This is a genomic window from Vibrio sp. V12_P9A6T4, assembly GCF_963874835.1.
Taxonomy (GTDB): domain Bacteria; phylum Pseudomonadota; class Gammaproteobacteria; order Enterobacterales; family Vibrionaceae; genus Vibrio; species Vibrio anguillarum.
The window spans coordinates 80,457-98,120 of record NZ_CAWNJO010000082.1; the positions used below are offsets into that span (position 1 = coordinate 80,457).

At 45.7% G+C, this 17,664-nt stretch carries 12 protein-coding genes; 4 read left to right on the forward strand and 8 right to left on the reverse strand.

The window, feature by feature from the left end; genetic code table 11:
* The 4 genes from hldE to AACQ42_RS13580 all read right to left on the reverse strand — a co-directional run bounded on the left by hldE (nucleotide 1) and on the right by AACQ42_RS13580 (nucleotide 7,630).
* Nucleotides 1–1,431 carry a bifunctional D-glycero-beta-D-manno-heptose-7-phosphate kinase/D-glycero-beta-D-manno-heptose 1-phosphate adenylyltransferase HldE gene (gene hldE / locus AACQ42_RS13565; RefSeq protein WP_094165117.1) on the reverse strand — a complete coding sequence of 477 codons (1,431 nt, stop codon included), beginning with the start codon at nucleotides 1,429–1,431 and terminating at the stop codon, nucleotides 1–3.
* A gap of 63 nt (nucleotides 1,432–1,494) precedes the next feature.
* Nucleotides 1,495–4,341: a bifunctional [glutamate--ammonia ligase]-adenylyl-L-tyrosine phosphorylase/[glutamate--ammonia-ligase] adenylyltransferase gene (gene glnE / locus AACQ42_RS13570; protein ID WP_094165119.1), complete on the reverse strand. Its 2,847-nt coding sequence runs from the start codon at nucleotides 4,339–4,341 to the stop codon at nucleotides 1,495–1,497.
* Between the two features lie 126 nt (nucleotides 4,342–4,467).
* Nucleotides 4,468–5,724, reverse strand: a complete 1,257-nt coding sequence (locus AACQ42_RS13575) for a methyl-accepting chemotaxis protein (protein WP_013856051.1) — start codon at nucleotides 5,722–5,724, stop codon at nucleotides 4,468–4,470.
* Between the two features lie 382 nt (nucleotides 5,725–6,106).
* Nucleotides 6,107–7,630, reverse strand: coding sequence for a CYTH and CHAD domain-containing protein (locus AACQ42_RS13580; RefSeq protein ID WP_026027277.1), 1,524 nt, complete (start codon nucleotides 7,628–7,630; stop codon nucleotides 6,107–6,109).
* A gap of 204 nt (nucleotides 7,631–7,834) precedes the next feature.
* Here AACQ42_RS13580 and AACQ42_RS13585 point away from each other — a divergent pair, with 204 nt between their 5' ends.
* From AACQ42_RS13585 to AACQ42_RS13595, 3 genes are all read left to right on the forward strand, one after another.
* Entirely contained in the window at nucleotides 7,835–8,515 is a 681-nt protein-coding gene (locus AACQ42_RS13585; protein ID WP_013856047.1) for a TIGR00153 family protein, read from the forward strand.
* A gap of 144 nt (nucleotides 8,516–8,659) precedes the next feature.
* Nucleotides 8,660–9,919 (forward strand): inorganic phosphate transporter, encoded by a 1,260-nt coding sequence (locus AACQ42_RS13590; protein WP_026027278.1) that lies wholly within the window; start codon nucleotides 8,660–8,662, stop codon nucleotides 9,917–9,919.
* Between the two features lie 158 nt (nucleotides 9,920–10,077).
* Nucleotides 10,078–10,686 carry a TIGR04211 family SH3 domain-containing protein gene (locus tag AACQ42_RS13595; RefSeq protein WP_026029138.1) on the forward strand — a complete coding sequence of 203 codons (609 nt, stop codon included), beginning with the start codon at nucleotides 10,078–10,080 and terminating at the stop codon, nucleotides 10,684–10,686.
* A gap of 62 nt (nucleotides 10,687–10,748) precedes the next feature.
* On the opposite strand, the gene AACQ42_RS13600 is transcribed toward AACQ42_RS13595, so the two are convergent.
* Together AACQ42_RS13600 and AACQ42_RS13605 are read right to left on the reverse strand one after the other, a co-directional pair.
* Nucleotides 10,749–11,516, reverse strand: a complete 768-nt coding sequence (locus tag AACQ42_RS13600) for a general secretion pathway protein GspB (RefSeq protein WP_088721291.1) — start codon at nucleotides 11,514–11,516, stop codon at nucleotides 10,749–10,751.
* The gene (locus AACQ42_RS13605) at nucleotides 11,516–13,114 is read right to left on the reverse strand and encodes an ExeA family protein (RefSeq protein WP_094165121.1); all 1,599 of its coding nucleotides are present in this window, start codon (nucleotides 13,112–13,114) and stop codon (nucleotides 11,516–11,518) included. Before AACQ42_RS13605 ends, AACQ42_RS13600 begins: the two co-directional genes overlap by 1 nt.
* A gap of 88 nt (nucleotides 13,115–13,202) precedes the next feature.
* Between AACQ42_RS13605 and AACQ42_RS13610 the strand changes: the two genes are divergently transcribed.
* Nucleotides 13,203–14,414: a multifunctional CCA addition/repair protein gene (locus AACQ42_RS13610; RefSeq protein ID WP_094165123.1), complete on the forward strand. Its 1,212-nt coding sequence runs from the start codon at nucleotides 13,203–13,205 to the stop codon at nucleotides 14,412–14,414.
* A gap of 116 nt (nucleotides 14,415–14,530) precedes the next feature.
* Here the strand turns inward: AACQ42_RS13610 and eno are convergent, their stop codons facing one another.
* Together eno and AACQ42_RS13620 are read right to left on the reverse strand one after the other, a co-directional pair.
* Nucleotides 14,531–15,832 (reverse strand): phosphopyruvate hydratase, encoded by a 1,302-nt coding sequence (eno, locus tag AACQ42_RS13615; RefSeq protein WP_013856041.1) that lies wholly within the window; start codon nucleotides 15,830–15,832, stop codon nucleotides 14,531–14,533.
* Nucleotides 15,833–15,911: 79 nt separating this feature from the next.
* Nucleotides 15,912–17,552 carry a CTP synthase gene (locus AACQ42_RS13620; protein WP_013856040.1) on the reverse strand — a complete coding sequence of 547 codons (1,641 nt, stop codon included), beginning with the start codon at nucleotides 17,550–17,552 and terminating at the stop codon, nucleotides 15,912–15,914.
* Nucleotides 17,553–17,664 lie beyond the last annotated feature (112 nt).

The window sequence follows — 17,664 nt, forward strand, 5'->3', positions numbered from 1 at the left end:
TTAGCCTCTGCCGCCTTTAATTGCTTCAATAATTTCTGTGGTTGAGCAACCATCTTCAAAGTTCAACACTTTAACTTCTCCACCCGCCGCAATCACTTCTTCACCACCGGCGATATCTTCAGGTTTATAGTCACCACCTTTCACCAGTAAGTTAGGTAGTACAGCTGCAATCAAACGCTGTGGCGTATCTTCAGAAAAAGGAACCACCCAATCGACAGCGCCTAATGCAGCCAGTACCGCCATGCGGCGATCCGTTGTATTGACTGGGCGACCTGGGCCTTTCAAACGCTTAACCGACTCATCCGTGTTGACCGCGACAATCAGGCGATCGCCCAATTTGGCTGCGTGGTTAAGATAAGAAACATGTCCTGCATGCAAAATATCAAAGCAACCATTGGTCATTACCACCTTTTCGCCCTGAGCTTGAGCCACTTTTACCGCATCAATTAAGGCTTGTTCACTGATGACACCATAATCAGTATCTTTGCTACCGTGAACCGCTTCCGCTAGTTCAATGGTTGAAACGGTTGACGTGCCCAGTTTACCAACCACAACACCCGCCGCCGCATTGGCTAATGCACACGCTTCATCAAGTGGTTTACCTGCTGCAACTGATGCTGCAAGCACTGAAATCACCGTATCTCCAGCGCCCGTTACGTCATACACTTCTTTGGCTAATGTTGGTAAATGGAATGGCTTCTGATTGCGTTGTAACAGTGTCATGCCATGTTCGCTGCGAGTCACCAACAGTGCGCCAAGATCAAACTGTTCAATCAAGGCAAAGCCTTTTTCTACTAGCTCTTGCTCTGTTTTTACTTTGCCTACGACCTGTTCAAATTCAGACATGTTAGGTGTGAGCAATGTTGCGCCACGATAACGTTCGAAATCGGCTCCTTTAGGATCGATAAAAACGGGAACGTTGGCTGCACGTGCTTTTTGGATCAATTGTTGCACATGCTCTAATGCACCTTTAGCGTAATCAGACAAGATCACCGCTTTCACTTTCGGTAACGCCAGATCCATGCGAGATAAAATCAGTTCTGGATCGGTGTTCTCAAACTTATCTTCGAAATCCAAACGGATCAGTTGCTGGCCTCGGCTTAGCACGCGTAATTTTGTAATGGTTGGATAATTTGGCAGAGCAACAAAATCACAACTCACTTTCAACGCTGTTAACGTTTCAGTCAGAACCTTCGCTGGCTCATCCACGCCAGTTAAACCAACAATGTGCGCATGGCCGCCCAGCGAAGCAATGTTCATTGCAACGTTTGCCGCGCCGCCTGGACGTTCTTCGCTATTCTCTACTTTTACTACAGGAACGGGGGCTTCTGGTGAGATGCGACCGGTTGGACCATACCAGTAGCGATCAAGCATCACATCGCCAATAATCAATACACCTGCATCATTGTAGTCAGGTAGGATTGGTTTCATTGTGGATCTCCAATTTTTGTTATTGCGCTGAGTGTAACACAGCTCATTGAGTCTCTAAAACACTCAACCTAGCCACTGCTGCCAAGCGTTTGTGACTCGTTTTCGCAGGACAACAAACTTACTTTCGTCAACATCCGCATCCAAGTTGAGCAAGTTTCGATGATGGATCTGATTGCGCATTGAGGTATAGGCATCGGTAAGAGCCAGCGCTTGTTCTTCCTCCATAACACCTTGGTTCAGTAGTGACTCAAAAATGCGTACGTTGTCTGACCAAAATGTCAACTTTGGCTTTTCATGGCTAAAACGCAGCACTAGATATTGAGCTAAAAACTCAATATCAGTGATGCCACCAGCATCTTGTTTAAGCATAAAGCGGCCACTTTTCTTTCCCCCCAAATGATCGCGCATTTTTATCCGCATCGCGACGACATCCTGCTTGAGCTTGGTTTCATCTCTTGCCAATGACAAAATCTCATGGCGGGTGCGATGGAAAGCCTGTTGCAGTGGCTCATCACCATAAATCATTCGAGCTCGAACTAAGGCTTGGTGTTCCCACGTCCACGCTTCATTGCGCTGGTATTCATCAAACGCTTCAGCGGGGCTAACTAACAAACCGGACGCTCCAGACGGGCGCAAACGAGTATCAACTTCATACAAAATACCAGAAGCGGTACGAGTCGCAAAAATGTGGATCACGCGCTGGGCTAAGCGCAAATAAAACTGACGGCCATCAATCTCTTTTGCGCCATCGGTGTAACAATCCACTGGGCAGTCATGGAGAAACACGATATCAAGATCGGAATTGTAACCCAACTCCCAGCCCCCCACTTTGCCATAGCCAACGACGGCAAACCCTTTACCATCCCTCTCTTTTAAATGAGTGGGTTGGCCGTATTTTGCACTGACTTGCTGCCAAGCTTGGTTGATCACGGCTTCAACGATGGCTTCAGCAAGGTAGGTTAAGTGATCGCTCACTTTCATCACAGGCAAAGCACCAGCAATATCAGCAGCAGCAATACGCAAAATGCAGATCTGCTTAAATTGGCGTAATCCTTCCATTTGCTGCTCCATATCCTCTTCGGGAATACGAGCAAGAAAATCACGCAGTTCAGTTTTATAAGCAGACAACTCCATTGGATTATAGAGATGCTGCGGGTCGATAAGTTCATCGAGTAAAATGGGGTAACGGCTAAGCTGTTCCGAAATCATCGGGCTTGCGGTACATAAACGCACCAGCTGCGTCAATGCCGCAGGGTGTTCATCTAGCAGCTCAAGGTAAGTGGTTCGAGTCACAATTTTGTACATCAAATGCAGCACACGAGGTAAGCCAAACTGCGCATCTGGGTGAATGAAAATCGCTTGGAACAGTTTTGGCATCAACCGGTTTAATACATCTCGTCCGCGTGGGCCCAGCGTTTTTTTCGCCAAATCCTCTTTAAATTGGATCAATACATGCGCCATGCCGGCAGGATCATCACAGGTAAGCTCTTGTTGAAAAATCGTTTCAAGCACATCTGGCTTGTGCGCCATATCCCACAGCTCGTGAAAATGTTTAGCAACGCAGTGGTCATCTTCTTCTTCATCATCACCAATCAAAGTTGCAAACACTTGATGTACTTTGATCATGTGTTGATGCGTTTCGTGAAGCAGCGTTGCCCAGTCAGTGCATTGCATAGCAACAGCTAAGCGAAGCTGATCCAGTTTATTGTCTGGCAAGGTTTGCGTCTGCTTATCGGCCATCGCTTGCAATAGGTTCTCAAGGCGACGTAAAAACAGATAAGCTTGTCGTAAATCGGCCACTTCTTGCGGTTTGAGCAGGGCAAGTTCTTCTATTGCAACCAGTGTTTCTAATAGTCCACGCTGACGTAAACTGGGTTCTCGTCCACCACGAATTAACTGAAATACTTGTGCGATGAATTCAATTTCGCGGATCCCGCCTGCGCCTAATTTGATGTTGTTATGCAGCCCTCGACGTCGCACTTCGCTGCTGATCATCGATTTCATACGGCGCAGAGATTGAATGGCGCTAAAATCGATGTAGCGGCGGAACACAAATGGTCGCAGCATTTGACGCAGCTCTTGGTACTGCGGATACATTTCCCGCCCCATTACTCGAGCTTTGATCATCGCATAGCGCTCCCAATCACGCCCTTGCTCTTGGTAATAATCTTCGAGCGCCGCATAGCTCATCACCAGTGGGCCACTTTCACCAAAAGGACGCAAACGCATATCAACTCGGTAGCAAAAACCGTCAAAGGTATGTTGATCCAACGCTTTGATGATTCGCTGGCCTAAGCGGGTAAAAAATTGCGCATTCGCGATGCTGCGGCGAGCGCCTTGTGTTTCACCGTTTTCAGGATAAGTAAAAATGAGGTCGATATCCGACGAGAAGTTCAACTCACCGCCACCTAACTTGCCCATGCCGATGATCAGCATAGGTTGTGCTTCACCTTGGTCGTTAGTTGGCGTTCCCCACTCGAAGCAGCAAACAGCGTACTGCCACTGGTAAGTCTCAAAAATGAGTGCTTCCGCCAGTGCTGAAAGATGTGCAAGGCTCTCTTCTAACGTCCAACTGGCGGTGAAATCTCGCCAAGCGATGCACACCATTTCACGGTTACGAAACTGACGCAAAATACGATGCCCTGACATTTCATCTTTGCACTCTTCTAGCTGTATAGCGAGATCGTCTCGGTAATGCTCTAGCCTTGACTCTCCCGCCAACATTTCCGGTAATTGCATACACAACCGTTCATCTCGCAATAATGCTTCATTGATAAACTGGCTCATCCCGACCACATACAACAGCTGTTTTTTCAATGGCTCGGACCACTGTGCAATGCTCGGTTGTTGCTCTAGCAAATGTTGATAGGTTGTGTGCGCAAAAGCGTGAAGTGATGAAGGCAGTAACATGAGACATCCTTGTGAATTGAGACCAATGCAGTCGCTAGAAGGCTATTTATAGCAAACTTATATCAATAAAAAACGCCCAACAACAAGAATTGTGGGCGTTGATTAAAGGATCGAATTTCTACAGAGTTAGACTTTGAACATCGTAATTTTCCGATCTAACTCTTCGGCGTTGCTTTGCATGATCTCTGATGTTTCAAGCAACTCACCAACCACTGTTACTGAAGCTTCAACGAGCTCCCTCACATTGGTTAGATTTTGGTCCATTTCCTGAGCCACGCTAGTTTGCTGCCCAGCGGCCGTTGCGATTTGGATATTCATGTCATTGATCCGTTGCACTTGATTCACAATACCATCTAATTCAGTGCCCGCATTCGTAACCAGCTCAACTCCTTCAGCCGCTTCAACTACACTTTTTTCCATTAAATCAACAGCTGAATTGGCACTATTTTGTAATTGAGAAATCATCTCCTGGATCTCAATCGTCGCTTTTTGGGTACGCTGCGCTAAGTTACGCACTTCATCGGCCACCACCGCAAAACCACGCCCAGCTTCACCAGCCCGAGCCGCTTCAATGGCAGCATTGAGCGCGAGTAGGTTGGTTTGCTCGGAAATACTTTGGATGGTTCCAACAACACTGCCAATCGCAACCACTCGCTCTTCAACTTGGTTGACGGCTTGCGCTGATGCCGCGATATCCTTCGATAGCTCACTCATCTTAGTGATGGTGCCTTTAACAAAACGCTGACCAGTTTCTGCTTGACCTGACGCTTGCTCGGTTAGTGCTGATGCATTTTGTGCATGCTCTGCGACCGTTTGCACCGTGGATGTCATTTCACTCATGGCGGTGGCCAATTGGTCAATTTCGTTAAACTCTTCTTGAGCCGAATCTTTGGTTTCTGACATGCTGATGGTCATGACTTCAGTAAGTGACGAAAGCTCTTGTGAGGCATCCACTTGCATTTTAATGACGTCTTGCAACTGGCGGCGGGTTTTCTCAAGCTCTCGCGCAACGTCGCCGTACTCATCTTTACATTCCATATTAATCGGTGTGGAAAGATCACGACTTGCCATCAACTTAATTGAATCACTTAAATATTGCGTTTGGCGCAGCATGACTTTGGCTGCGGCGAGTAAAAGCACAACAAAAACGATGATCATGAATGCCGTTTGCCATACTACTTGAGTCAAATAAGCATCATAGTGTTGCTGAGCGATTTCGGTATTCTGAGTTGCTGCAAGCAGTGATTCGTAAAAAGTACGAGCATCCCAAAGCTGCTTTGCGATGATCAATACTGTACTAAACACCATCAGCATAACCATTTTAGGAACGAGACGAATATCGGTAATCAAACGTTCCCATGGCTTAAATGCCATTGTTGCCATTGTCAGTTCTCCACTATGTCTTATATGTTGAAATTTCGGTAAGTAAGCAAACTCAAAAACTAAAAAAGCTATTTATTTTGAGCTTCGTATGAAAAAAGATGATATCAAAGATGAGACAAATCCAATGTGTTTATTGTTGCTGATCCACTCACTCATGGCATTATTTGTGATCTCAGGCTTGTTGTTCATCTCTGTCAATCATGATACCTGTTAGGTTTCTATCGACCCTGATTTTTTGAACTGTAGTCGTTTCGTTGTGCAACCTGTTGGAGATTTGATCTCATCCACAAATCAATTGTAATTAATGAAACTAAATGAGCAGAGATATAAAAAAAGAGACACCGCAGTATCTCTTTTTCATTTTGGCTGTGAGCCATGTTGATTAGCGACTTTTACGCCAATAAGGCTCGGCTTCAATGCCAATTTGTCGCGTCTGCTCCATCGCATGAACAATGGAGTTTTGTTGGCGAATCAGCCATCGCTTGAGTTGTTCTTGTTCGTCTTCTTGCAACTTGTCGATCAAATTCTCTAGCGGCTTGAGCATTAATAAATCATCTATTCCTTGCAGTAAATCAGCCCAAGGGAGACGGAAGTTTTTGCGTTCTTCAATATCATAAAGGCTCGCAAAACCGATGCCAGTGTAGAGATTACGCATTAAACGATACTGCTGATCAATATACTCTTGAGGGCTTAGCTCAACTTTAGGGGGAAAAGCTTCCATTAACTCGGCCCATGTGCGATCCAACTGCTTCACCGAAAACGAACCGACGTTACGCGCCATTTTTTCTCTGGCTTTATCGTCCAAGAAGGGTTGCCATCCACGGCTCAAAATCCAACGACTGAGATCAAGCAGTAACCCAGTATACCGCGCCGAACTGAGCAGCTTTAAGTTTTCTTCCCGATTAGGTAGTGCCTCTTGCTGCTCTTTTAACTCGGCGATGATAAATTTACGAGCGTCCAGTTTACGTAGTGCGTGGCCTTTATCTTCAAGCAGGTTTGTTAGGTAGTCATGAGTTTTTAACCACGATAACTCTTGCTCCAACCATTTCAATTCCTGACGTAAAATAGCGCTGGCGCGACGTGGCACAATGCCGCCATAAATGCTCAAGATCTGGCGTAAAAAACTGGTGGCGTGGCTTATCTCATGTAACGCCGGAATTGAATCGCGCTCGGTGTAGATCTGTTCATGGTGATGCCAATGGGATAATGCATGCTCTAGCGAGTGAATAAAACACTCTTCCACGCTGTCAGTACTGATTGTATTGACCAAGGTTAAGGCATGAACTTCATCACCTTGATAACCAGACGCAAGACGATAGCCTCGCGCCGCTTTACTCAAGTTACCCAGACGCATACCACCGTGCTCACAAAACTGGCGAGCTAACGTAAACAAAGCATCCGTTTGCCCCGATTTCAACTCCAGCTCCACTTCGCAGATAGGTTCTTGTTTTTCACCTGCAACGACAAAGCCTTGATCGAAAGCCACTTCAACTTGGCTGCCATCGGCCATGCCAATCAACCACTGCTCGCGTGTGAAGTTGGTCGAAAATAGAGGCATAAGTTCAGATTGTAAGGTCGTAATATCTTTACCTTGTGGCCAGATATCTTCCGGATGAAGCGTCAAGTTCGGTTCATTGCTGTTGTGCTCAGCATTGTATTCTGGTCTTTGGTGCAACCCTGCAACGACTCGACCCGCCGTTTTAACAGTTTGAACATACACATCATCAAAGCGACGAATACGAAGCCCTGTGTCGTGTTGACGCAACCAGTTGTCAGGTGTATCGAAGTAAGTGTTCCCTAACGCTCGACAACTGTGCTGAAGTACTTTGATTTCAGAGATCTTGTAACGCAAAATTTCCGAAAATTCTGGTGAAACAAAAAACTTCAGTTCTATCTCGGTTTCCATAACTAACCCTTTCAAAGCAGATAGCGAAAGAATATGGCCTAATGCACAGTGGGGCAAGTAACAAATATCACTGGAATGATGATCTAAAACAGTTTTAATGAGAGATTTAATGGGTTAACATGCGCGCCTTTATAGCCATCGCTCAACATTTCGCCATGAATGGTGTATGTTATTTTAAGGTTATATTTTTTAGGTTGAACGACCATGCCAGTAAATACAATTATGGGGTTATTTGCAAAGTCCCCTATAAAGCCTTTGCAGCGCCACGTTGTGTGTGTGAATGAATGTTGCTCTCACTTAGTCAATTTCTTTGAAGTTTGTTCAAAGGGTGACTGGGAGAAAGCAGGTGAAATTCGAGCCCAAATTTCTCATTTAGAGAAAGAAGCGGACGTACTCAAGCGTGAAATTCGTCTTAAACTACCACGCGGTTTATTTATGCCTGTCGATCGTACTGACATGCTAGAGCTGTTAACTCAGCAAGATAAACTGGCCAACCTTGCAAAAGATATTGCAGGCCGTGTCTACGGCCGTCAATTGATCATCCCAGAGCCTCTTCAAGAAAACTTCATTGCCTACGTAAAACGCTGCCTTGATGCAGCAAATCAAGCGCAAAAAGTGATCAATGAGCTCGATGAGTTATTGGAAACAGGATTTAAAGGTCGTGAAGTCACACTGGTGGCGGAAATGATCAATCAACTGGATGTGATTGAAGATGACACCGATGCGATGCAGGTTCGACTCCGCCAACAATTAATGGCTATTGAGTCGAAAATGAATCCGATCGATGTAATGTTCTTGTACAAAATTCTAGAATGGGTGGGCGGCATTGCCGATCAAGCTCAGCGCGTTGGCGCTCGTCTTGAACTAATGCTTTCTCGCTCTTAAATCAGTAAGTTAACCAAATAACGAAGAGCAAAACTTGATCCATCAGCTTAGGCGTTGATTATTTTCTCCGCTGATGGTTTTGACTCGCTTCGAGAAAATGAGTCCAGTTATGCTCCGCTTGTTATCAAAAGACTAGGTATTACGATGGATATCCTTGCGAACTACGGCACTGTCCTGATTCTTGTTGCAGCCGCTTTTGGCTTCATGATGGCGATTGGTATTGGTGCAAATGATGTTGCTAATGCAATGGGAACTTCAGTAGGCTCAAAAGCGCTAACCGTAAAACAAGCTATTATCATTGCGATGATTTTTGAATTCGCTGGTGCATATTTAGCGGGTGGTGAAGTAACCGAAACCATTCGTAACAGCGTCATCGAACCCGCACTTTTCGCTCACCAACCCGACGTTCTTGTTTATGGCATGATGTCTGCACTTCTCGCCGCCGGAACATGGTTATTGTTGGCTTCATACATGGGTTGGCCTGTATCAACGACTCACTCTATCATCGGCGCCATTATCGGATTTGCCTGCATATCTGTCGGCCCAGAAGCGGTTGATTGGGCCTCAGTAAAAGGCATCGTAGGCAGTTGGATTGTCACCCCAGTCATTTCTGGTTTGTTCGCCTACTTAATCTTCGTCAGTGCTCAACGATTGATTTTCGATACTGAAAATCCACTGATGAATGCCAAACGCTTTGTTCCTATTTATATGTTCATCACCACTATGGTGATCGCACTGGTTACCATCAAAAAAGGCCTTAAACATATAGGCTTACACCTGAGCACCGGTGAAGCATGGTTATGTTCTGCGGCGTTATCAGGCCTTGTTATGGTCGGTGGTTACTACTACATCAAGAGAAAATTTGCCAACCGCGAAGAAGACCATGGGTTTTCCGGTGTTGAGAGCATCTTTAGCGTATTGATGGTGATCACTGCGTGTGCAATGGCTTTTGCGCATGGTTCAAATGATGTAGCTAACGCGATTGGTCCTCTGTCTGCGGTGGTTTCAACTGTTGAAAGCTTGGGTGCTGTTAGTGCTAAAAGCTCAATTGCTTGGTGGATTTTGCCACTGGGTGGTTTTGGTATTGTGGTTGGCCTAGCTACCCTTGGTCACAAAGTGATGGCGACGGTCGGTACGGGTATCACTGAACTGACGCCAAGCCGTGGCTTTGCCGCTCAATTGGCAACAGCGTCAACGGTCGTATTGGCATCAGGTACTGGCCTTCCAATCTCAACCACACAAACACTTGTTGGTGCGGTATTAGGGGTTGGTTTTGCTCGTGGAATTGCGGCATTGAATCTAGGTGTGGTGCGTAATATCGTTGCTTCATGGATTGTCACCTTGCCAGCAGGCGCTTTACTTGCGGTCATTTTCTTCTATGCCCTGCAAGCAATATTTGGCTAATACAATAAGTCAATAGATTGTAAGTGCAATGTCATTAATTGACTCAAACGCACAGAAAGGGAGGCTTAGCCTCCCTTCTTTGTTGCACCAATCAACGAAACTTCTTAATATTTGTCGAAAGCATTTTAATACCTCATTTGATAGCTAAAGGACTTATCGTGAAAAAACTGATCTGCATGGTTTTACTGACCATGTTGGCTGCGCCAACGTTTGCGCAAGACCGCTATATTGCGGACAAACTCTTTACTTATATTCATTCAGGTCCAAGTAACCAATTTCGCATTCTCGGTAGCATCGATGCAGGAGACAAAGTAAAGCTGCTTGATGTTAATAACGATACTGGTTATAGCCAGATTGCCGATGAGAAAGGCCGCACGGGTTGGGTTGAAAGCCGTTTTGTCACTCGCCAAGAAAGCATGGCGATGCGTTTGCCTAAATTGGAGAGTGAGCTGGCCGAAGTGAAAAGTAAATTGGCCAATGCAAAGCAAAATGCAGACAGTGAAAAAGCCGGATTGGCCAATTCATTAGAGGCTCGCAATCAACAAATTTCAGAGTTAGAACAAAACTACAGTGATATCAGTAAGCAGCTCACTGATTCACAAACTGAAATTCGCGAACTGCGCGCTAAGCTGGATACTCAGAAAGAGGATCTACTGCTTAAATACTTTACTTATGGGGGCGGCGTAGCGGGTATTGGTCTGTTACTTGGACTAATTTTGCCACACATTATCCCACGCCGTAAGAAACACCCTTCTGGTTGGGCATAATCTCCCTAACAGACTGGATCTATCACTTGAAAAACGGTCACCAGAGAAAGGTGACCGTTTTTTTATCCTTTCCAATCATAAAGAGCTGGGATTTCAATCAATTCACCATCGAAACGTATCAAGGTCGATTGCGGATTGATCTCGACTAATTGCACGCCATTCACCACATCATCACCTACCTTTCGCTCTACGCCATTAATTTTTACCCATCGTTTATCTGTGCGACTTGAATAAACGTGAGTCTGGAAATTCAGCGCTGGGATACGTCCTGAAAAGGTATCAAGATGTTCTGTGAGCAGAAGATGACCTTTTGATGTGTCTCCTACCAGTACGACTTGATCTTTGCCTTGAATCGCCAACTCAACTCGTTGTACCAATTCCGGGGATAATTGACTTAAGTCGAGATCATTAAGGCCAAACTCTTGATCTGCGTTTTTATCTCGCGGCTCACGAGTCGTCAACTGAGTACCATGTAAAGGAGTAAATGGCGGCGTAGAGCTTGTCTCGGTAAGTGTTTTCACTCGTGGTGTATTGGTTTGTAACTCACCAAAGTCAGGGGATTCCAGAACTTGGTAAGCCCCCTCTTGTTGCACAACTTGTGGCGCATTGCGCTTCAATTGTTCTAGCTCATCGATTCGAGCTTGGTATGAATGATAAATAAGATAACCGCAGCAGAGTAACGATGGAGCAAACAACACGGTAAGCGATGATTTCGAGCACCATGAAGATGGCAAGGATTGATTAAACACTGCCACATGAGAAGAGTGCGGCAAGCTTTTGCTCTGGTGGCTCAGCTCTGATTGCTCTAATGCTTTAAGCACTTGCGACATTATCCTTGCTCCTTAGTAATGAGAAGACGAGGTGCGTTGTGTTGAGTCAATAGCTCAAGCCGACTTATAGTGCGAGCCCCAGCAATACCATCGCTGTCCATTTTTTGCCAGCGTTGGAAAAAAGCTACTTTGCGCTTTACCTCACCATCAAATTGTTGATGCCCTGTGGCTTGCTCTCCAAGTAACTGAGACAATTTTTGGTCAAGCAGTTCAACATCATCTCCTTGCATGCCCTGTTTCAACGTTCGAAGTAAATCGTGCTGCCAAATGTAGTGATATTCTCCTGTCCATACATCATTGAGCTGACTTTGGTTAATTTGCACATGCTTTCCTGCCATTAACAATTGCACCTGCTCAGCATTGATCTGGTACAACACCGCATAAGCTTGTGTTTGCTCCGCAGCTAAAGTAAGGACCACTGGCAAATTTAACTGCTTTAATTGGTTGAAATCACCCTGCATACGCTGACATTGAAAGCGTCCTTGTGCTTGAGCATCACAAAAACTATCGGCCAAAGATGCACTGTAACCCCACACTTTATAAAGATCGCTAATGGCCGCTTCCAATGCCTTCGAGCGTTCTAGATCTTGTTCCAATTGAGCACTGATCACCACTTGAGTGATCGGTTTAGGTAATTCAGGGGAAGGCAACGCAAAGCGCATCATGCGATCAATCCATGGCGGGCTAAACCACGCAATGAACACAGCTAACACTAAGCCCGCAATGAGAGGAGAGCGATACGATATTGAAGACGGTACGAGGCGAGCATGAGGCGACTGATAGACCGAAGACTGAAAATTCATGACCTCTTGACCCGCGGTACGCACTAATTCAAATGAGAGCACTTTCACGCCCTGCTGATAGGCTAACTTGAAACTCGCATCGCATACTAAGTTAATTAAACGCGGAATACCGTGGGTCTGTTCCGCTATCCATTTGATACTTTTCTGATCAAACCAATCCTTGTGACCGCCGGCTAACGCTAAACGAAAGTGGATGTACTGCTCTGTCTCTTGAACATTGAGAGGCAGCAAGTGATAACGACCGGTAATACGTTGCGCAAGTTGGCGTAATTGAGGTAATTGCAATTTTTGTTGTAACTCAGGCTGACCAATCAGTAAAACCTTAAGTAACTTACGGCTCTCTGTTTCAAGGTTAGTCAGTAGTCGCAACTGTTCCAGTACATCGGCGGCCAGATGCTGCGCTTCATCTATCACTAATAGCGTCTGTTTCCCTTGCGCGTGGTTATGCAGTAAATAATGATAAATTACTTGGCTAAGCGCTTTTAAACTCCCTGAAGGTGGGTAAGACAGCGCAAACTCATCACAAATCGCTTCAAGCAACTCGATATTCGAAAAAGTTGGATTTAAAATAAACCCCGCCTGAGTACTATCATCGAGTGCCGCAAGCATCGCTCTTGCGATGGTTGTTTTGCCAGTCCCCACTTCGCCAGTTAATAGCGCAAAACCACCACCATCACCCAGCCCTGCTTGTAAATGTTGCATCGCTTCACGATGACGATGGCTCAAAAATAGGTAACGAGAGCTCGGTACAATTGAAAATGGCGGCTCGGTAAATCCAAAAAATTCCTTATACATTCTCTCGTCTCTATCATTTCACTGTGATGAAAAGTACCATTACTAACATCAATCGCCAATGGCGTTTCAGCATATTTAAGGTAATCCGGTGCAAGTATACTTAGTTGGGGGCGCGGTACGCGATCAGTTGCTCCATATTGATATCTATGACAAAGATTGGGTTGTAGTAGGCAGCAGCCCAGAGCAAATGCTGGCCACTGGTTTTACTCCTGTAGGAAAAGATTTTCCCGTATTTCTTCACCCGAAAACGAAACAAGAGTATGCCCTTGCTCGCACTGAGCGCAAAACTGGCGCGGGCTACACAGGCTTTGCCTGCTACTACGCACCTGATGTGACTTTGGAAGAGGATCTCGCCCGCCGCGATCTGACCATTAACGCCATCGCACAAGATAACGCTGGTAAGCTTATTGACCCCTATGGCGGCCAGCGCGATCTGCACAATCGCCTACTGCGCCATGTTTCTGATGCCTTTATCGAAGATCCACTACGCGTCCTTCGCGTGGCTCGTTTTGCGGCCAAATTCGCACATTTAGATTTTACCATTGCCGATGAAACCATGGCACTGATGAAACAAATAACGCAATCAGGTGAGTTGCAACACTTAACCGCCGAGCGCGTATGGCAAGAGTGGCAGAAATCACTGGCCACTCAGCATCCAGAAATATTTCTTTCTGTTTTATATGAATGCGGTGCACTTAAAGTGGTATTACCCGAACTGGATCGCCTGTTTGGTGTTCCTCAACCGGAAAAATGGCATCCTGAAATTGATACCGGAGTACACACCTTAATGGTTGCAGCGCAAGCGGCGAAGCTCTCTTCATCGATAGCGGTTCGTTTTGCAGCGCAAGTGCATGACTTAGGTAAAGGAGTCACACCTAAAAGCGAATGGCCCAGCCATAAAATGCACTGTCACACAGGAATTAACATCATTAAAGCCTTGTGCGAGCGGGTGCGTATTCCAAATGAGTGTAAAGAGTTGGCACTACTCGTCTGCGAGCAGCACTCCAATATTCATCGAGCGGCAGAATTAAAACCCAGCACCAAACTCAAAATACTCGATAAACTCGATGCATGGCGCAAGCCTGAGCGCTTGCTGGACGTTTTACTTTGTTGTCAGGCCGATCATGCGGGTCGATTAGATTGCGAAGAGACTCCTTATCCGCAACGCGATATTTTTCTCAAAGCCTATCAAGCGGCACTGAGTGTCGATGTACAACAGGTGATCCATGATGGTTTTCAAGGGAAAGCGATCAAAGAAGAGCTGGATAAACGACGGATCGCAGCGATTAGCGCGGTGTAAATCTTTCTCTTCTCAACTAGCAATTCAAAATGCGAGTTGCGATAGCAGAAAAAACAAAACGCCCTGCATTGCAGGGCGTTCTTTAAAGTAATGATGCTAAGCTGTACCCCGTGGGATTAAGCTTGGCCTTTCACTTCTTTAAGACCGTTGAAAGGAGCACGACCAGCTAGCGCTTCTTCAATACGGATTAGTTGGTTGTACTTAGCAACACGGTCAGAACGGCTCATAGAACCCGTTTTGATTTGACCTGCAGCTGTACCTACTGCTAGATCAGCGATAGTTGCATCTTCAGTTTCGCCAGAACGGTGAGAGATTACCGCTGTGTAACCTGCGTCTTTAGCCATCTTAATTGCAGCTAGAGTCTCAGTTAGAGAACCGATTTGGTTGAACTTGATAAGGATTGAGTTAACGATACCTTTCTCAATACCTTCTTTAAGGATCTTAGTGTTAGTAACGAATAGATCGTCACCCACTAGCTGAATTTTGTCGCCTAGAAGTTCAGTTTGGTGTTTGAAACCAGTCCAATCAGACTCGTCCAAACCGTCTTCGATAGAAACGATTGGGAATTGCTCAACAAGGCCCGCTAGGTAGTGGTTGAACTCTTCTGAAGTGAACGTTTTGCCTTCACCTTTCATGTTGTAGATGCCAGCGTCTTTGTCGAAGAATTCAGATGCTGCACAGTCCATCGCTAGAGTGATGTCTTTGCCTAGCACGTAGCCAGCCGCTGCAACCGCTTCTGCGATAACTTCTAGCGCTTCAGCGTTAGATTTTAGGTTAGGAGCGAAACCACCTTCGTCACCAACAGCAGTGTTGTAGCCTTTAGACTTCAGAACTTTAGCTAGGTTATGGAATACTTCTGCACCCATACGTACTGCTTCTTTAAGAGTTTTTGCGCCAACAGGTTGGATCATAAACTCTTGGATGTCTACGTTGTTATCTGCGTGCTCACCACCGTTGATGATGTTCATCATTGGTAGAGGCATAGAGAATTGGCCAGCAGTACCGTTTAGCTCAGCAATGTGCTCGTATAGAGGCATGCCTTTCGCAGCCGCAGCCGCTTTTGCGTTCGCTAGAGAAACCGCTAGGATTGCGTTCGCACCGAAGTTAGATTTGTTTTCAGTACCATCAAGGTCGATCATCACTTGGTCGATAGCTGCTTGATCTTTAGCATCTTTACCAACTAGAGCATCAGCAATTGGGCCGTTTACAGCTGCAATCGCTTTAAGAACACCTTTACCTAGGAAACGTGATTTGTCACCGTCACGTAGCTCAAGAGCTTCGCGAGAACCAGTAGATGCACCAGATGGCGCAGCTGCCATACCTACGAAACCGCCTTCTAGGTGAACTTCAGCTTCTACTGTTGGGTTACCACGTGAGTCGATGATTTCGCGACCTAGAACTTTAACGATCTTAGACATTAATGTTTCCTCTCGTTGAATTTAAATGTCAAAACTATAAAGGGCAGCAGCACAACAATTGCAACTGCCCGTATCCTTGTTACTTCTCTGATTCACCGCGTTGGAACTCACCTGCCGCTTTAATAAAGCCTGCAAATAGTGGGTGACCATCACGAGGGGTTGACGTGAATTCTGGGTGGAACTGAGCTGCTACAAACCATGGGTGAGCAGGGTTCTCAATCACTTCAACTAGCTTCTTATCAGCAGACAGACCTGATACTTTCAAGCCAGCTTTTTCGATCTGCGGACGAAGTTTATTATTAACTTCATAACGGTGACGATGACGTTCATGAATGGTTGCACTACCGTAAAGCTCATACGCTTTGGTACCTTTCTCTAAGTGGCATAGCTGCGAACCAAGGCGCATAGTACCACCAAGATCAGACTTTTCAGTACGCTCTTCTACGTTACCTTCGTCATCTACCCATTCGGTGATCAAGCCTACCACAGGGTATTGAGTCTCTTTGTTAAATTCTGTTGAATGCGCACCTTTCATACCCGCAACGTTACGCGCGTATTCGATCAGCGCCACTTGCATACCTAGACAAATCCCTAGGTAAGGAACTTTGTTTTCGCGGGCATATTGCGCAGCAAGAATTTTGCCTTCGATACCGCGATCACCAAAACCGCCAGGTACTAGGATTGCGTCCAAACCAGTCAGCACTTCCGCACCTTTGGTTTCAACGTCTTGAGAATCGATGTATTTGATTTTCACGCTCAAACGGTTTTTCAAACCTGCGTGTTTCAGTGCTTCGTTAACCGATTTGTAAGCATCAGGCAATTCAATGTATTTACCGACCATCCCGATCACCACTTCAGCGGTTGGATTAGCCTCTTCGTAAATCACTTGTTCCCATTCAGAAAGATCCGCTTCCGGTGCTTTAATACCAAAACGGTTACAAACGATATCATCCAAACCTTGAGCTTTGATCAGTTGAGGGATCTTGTAGATAGAATCAACATCTTTCATCGAGATAACGGCTTTTTCAGGCACGTTACAGAACAAAGCAATTTTCTTACGTTCGTTCGCTGGGATAACGCGATCGCTACGACAAACCAAAATATCAGGCTGAATGCCGATAGAAAGCAGCTCTTTAACTGAATGTTGAGTCGGTTTGGTTTTCACTTCACCAGCAGCGGCAAGGTAAGGAACTAAAGTCAGGTGCATAAACATCGCGTGTTCACGGCCCACTTCAATCGCAAGCTGACGAATCGCTTCCATAAATGGCAATGACTCGATATCACCAACGGTTCCACCCACTTCAACGATAGCGACATCGTGGCCTTCAGAGCCTGCGATAACGCGATCTTTAATCGCATTGGTGATGTGTGGAATAACCTGAATCGTTGCACCTAGGTAGTCACCACGGCGCTCTTTACGCAATACATCGGCATAAACACGACCAGCAGTAAAGTTATTGCGCTTGGTCATTTTGGTACGAATAAAACGTTCGTAGTGACCAAGGTCAAGGTCAGTTTCAGCGCCATCTTCCGTGACAAACACTTCACCATGTTGAGTTGGGCTCATTGTGCCTGGGTCAACGTTGATGTAAGGGTCAAGCTTCATCATAGTCACTTTAAGACCACGAGCTTCTAAAATCGCCGCAAGAGATGCTGCCGCAATACCTTTACCTAGAGAGGATACAACCCCGCCAGTAACAAAAATGTAATTTGTCGTCATGTTTAACCTGAAATTGGTTGAATGAGGGAAATGGATTTCTTCTGGACGGGATAAAAATATACCAGAAGCCCTTATTCGCTACAACGTGAAATCTATCACACTGTCATTTTTT

Excerpts from the sequence above, each read along its gene's own strand:
- hldE (WP_094165117.1), bottom strand. The coding sequence starts at position 1,431 with ATGAAACCAATCCTACCTGACTACAATGATGCAGGTGTATTGATTATT.
- glnE (WP_094165119.1), bottom strand. The coding sequence starts at position 4,341 with ATGTTACTGCCTTCATCACTTCACGCTTTTGCGCACACAACCTATCAA.
- AACQ42_RS13620 (WP_013856040.1), bottom strand. The coding sequence starts at position 17,552 with ATGACGACAAATTACATTTTTGTTACTGGCGGGGTTGTATCCTCTCTA.
- AACQ42_RS13575 (WP_013856051.1), bottom strand. The coding sequence starts at position 5,724 with ATGGCAACAATGGCATTTAAGCCATGGGAACGTTTGATTACCGATATT.
- AACQ42_RS13590 (WP_026027278.1), top strand. The coding sequence starts at position 8,660 with ATGGATATCCTTGCGAACTACGGCACTGTCCTGATTCTTGTTGCAGCC.
- AACQ42_RS13605 (WP_094165121.1), bottom strand. The coding sequence starts at position 13,114 with ATGTATAAGGAATTTTTTGGATTTACCGAGCCGCCATTTTCAATTGTA.
- AACQ42_RS13580 (WP_026027277.1), bottom strand. The coding sequence starts at position 7,630 with ATGGAAACCGAGATAGAACTGAAGTTTTTTGTTTCACCAGAATTTTCG.
- AACQ42_RS13585 (WP_013856047.1), top strand. The coding sequence starts at position 7,835 with ATGCCAGTAAATACAATTATGGGGTTATTTGCAAAGTCCCCTATAAAG.
- AACQ42_RS13600 (WP_088721291.1), bottom strand. The coding sequence starts at position 11,516 with ATGTCGCAAGTGCTTAAAGCATTAGAGCAATCAGAGCTGAGCCACCAG.
- eno (WP_013856041.1), bottom strand. The coding sequence starts at position 15,832 with ATGTCTAAGATCGTTAAAGTTCTAGGTCGCGAAATCATCGACTCACGT.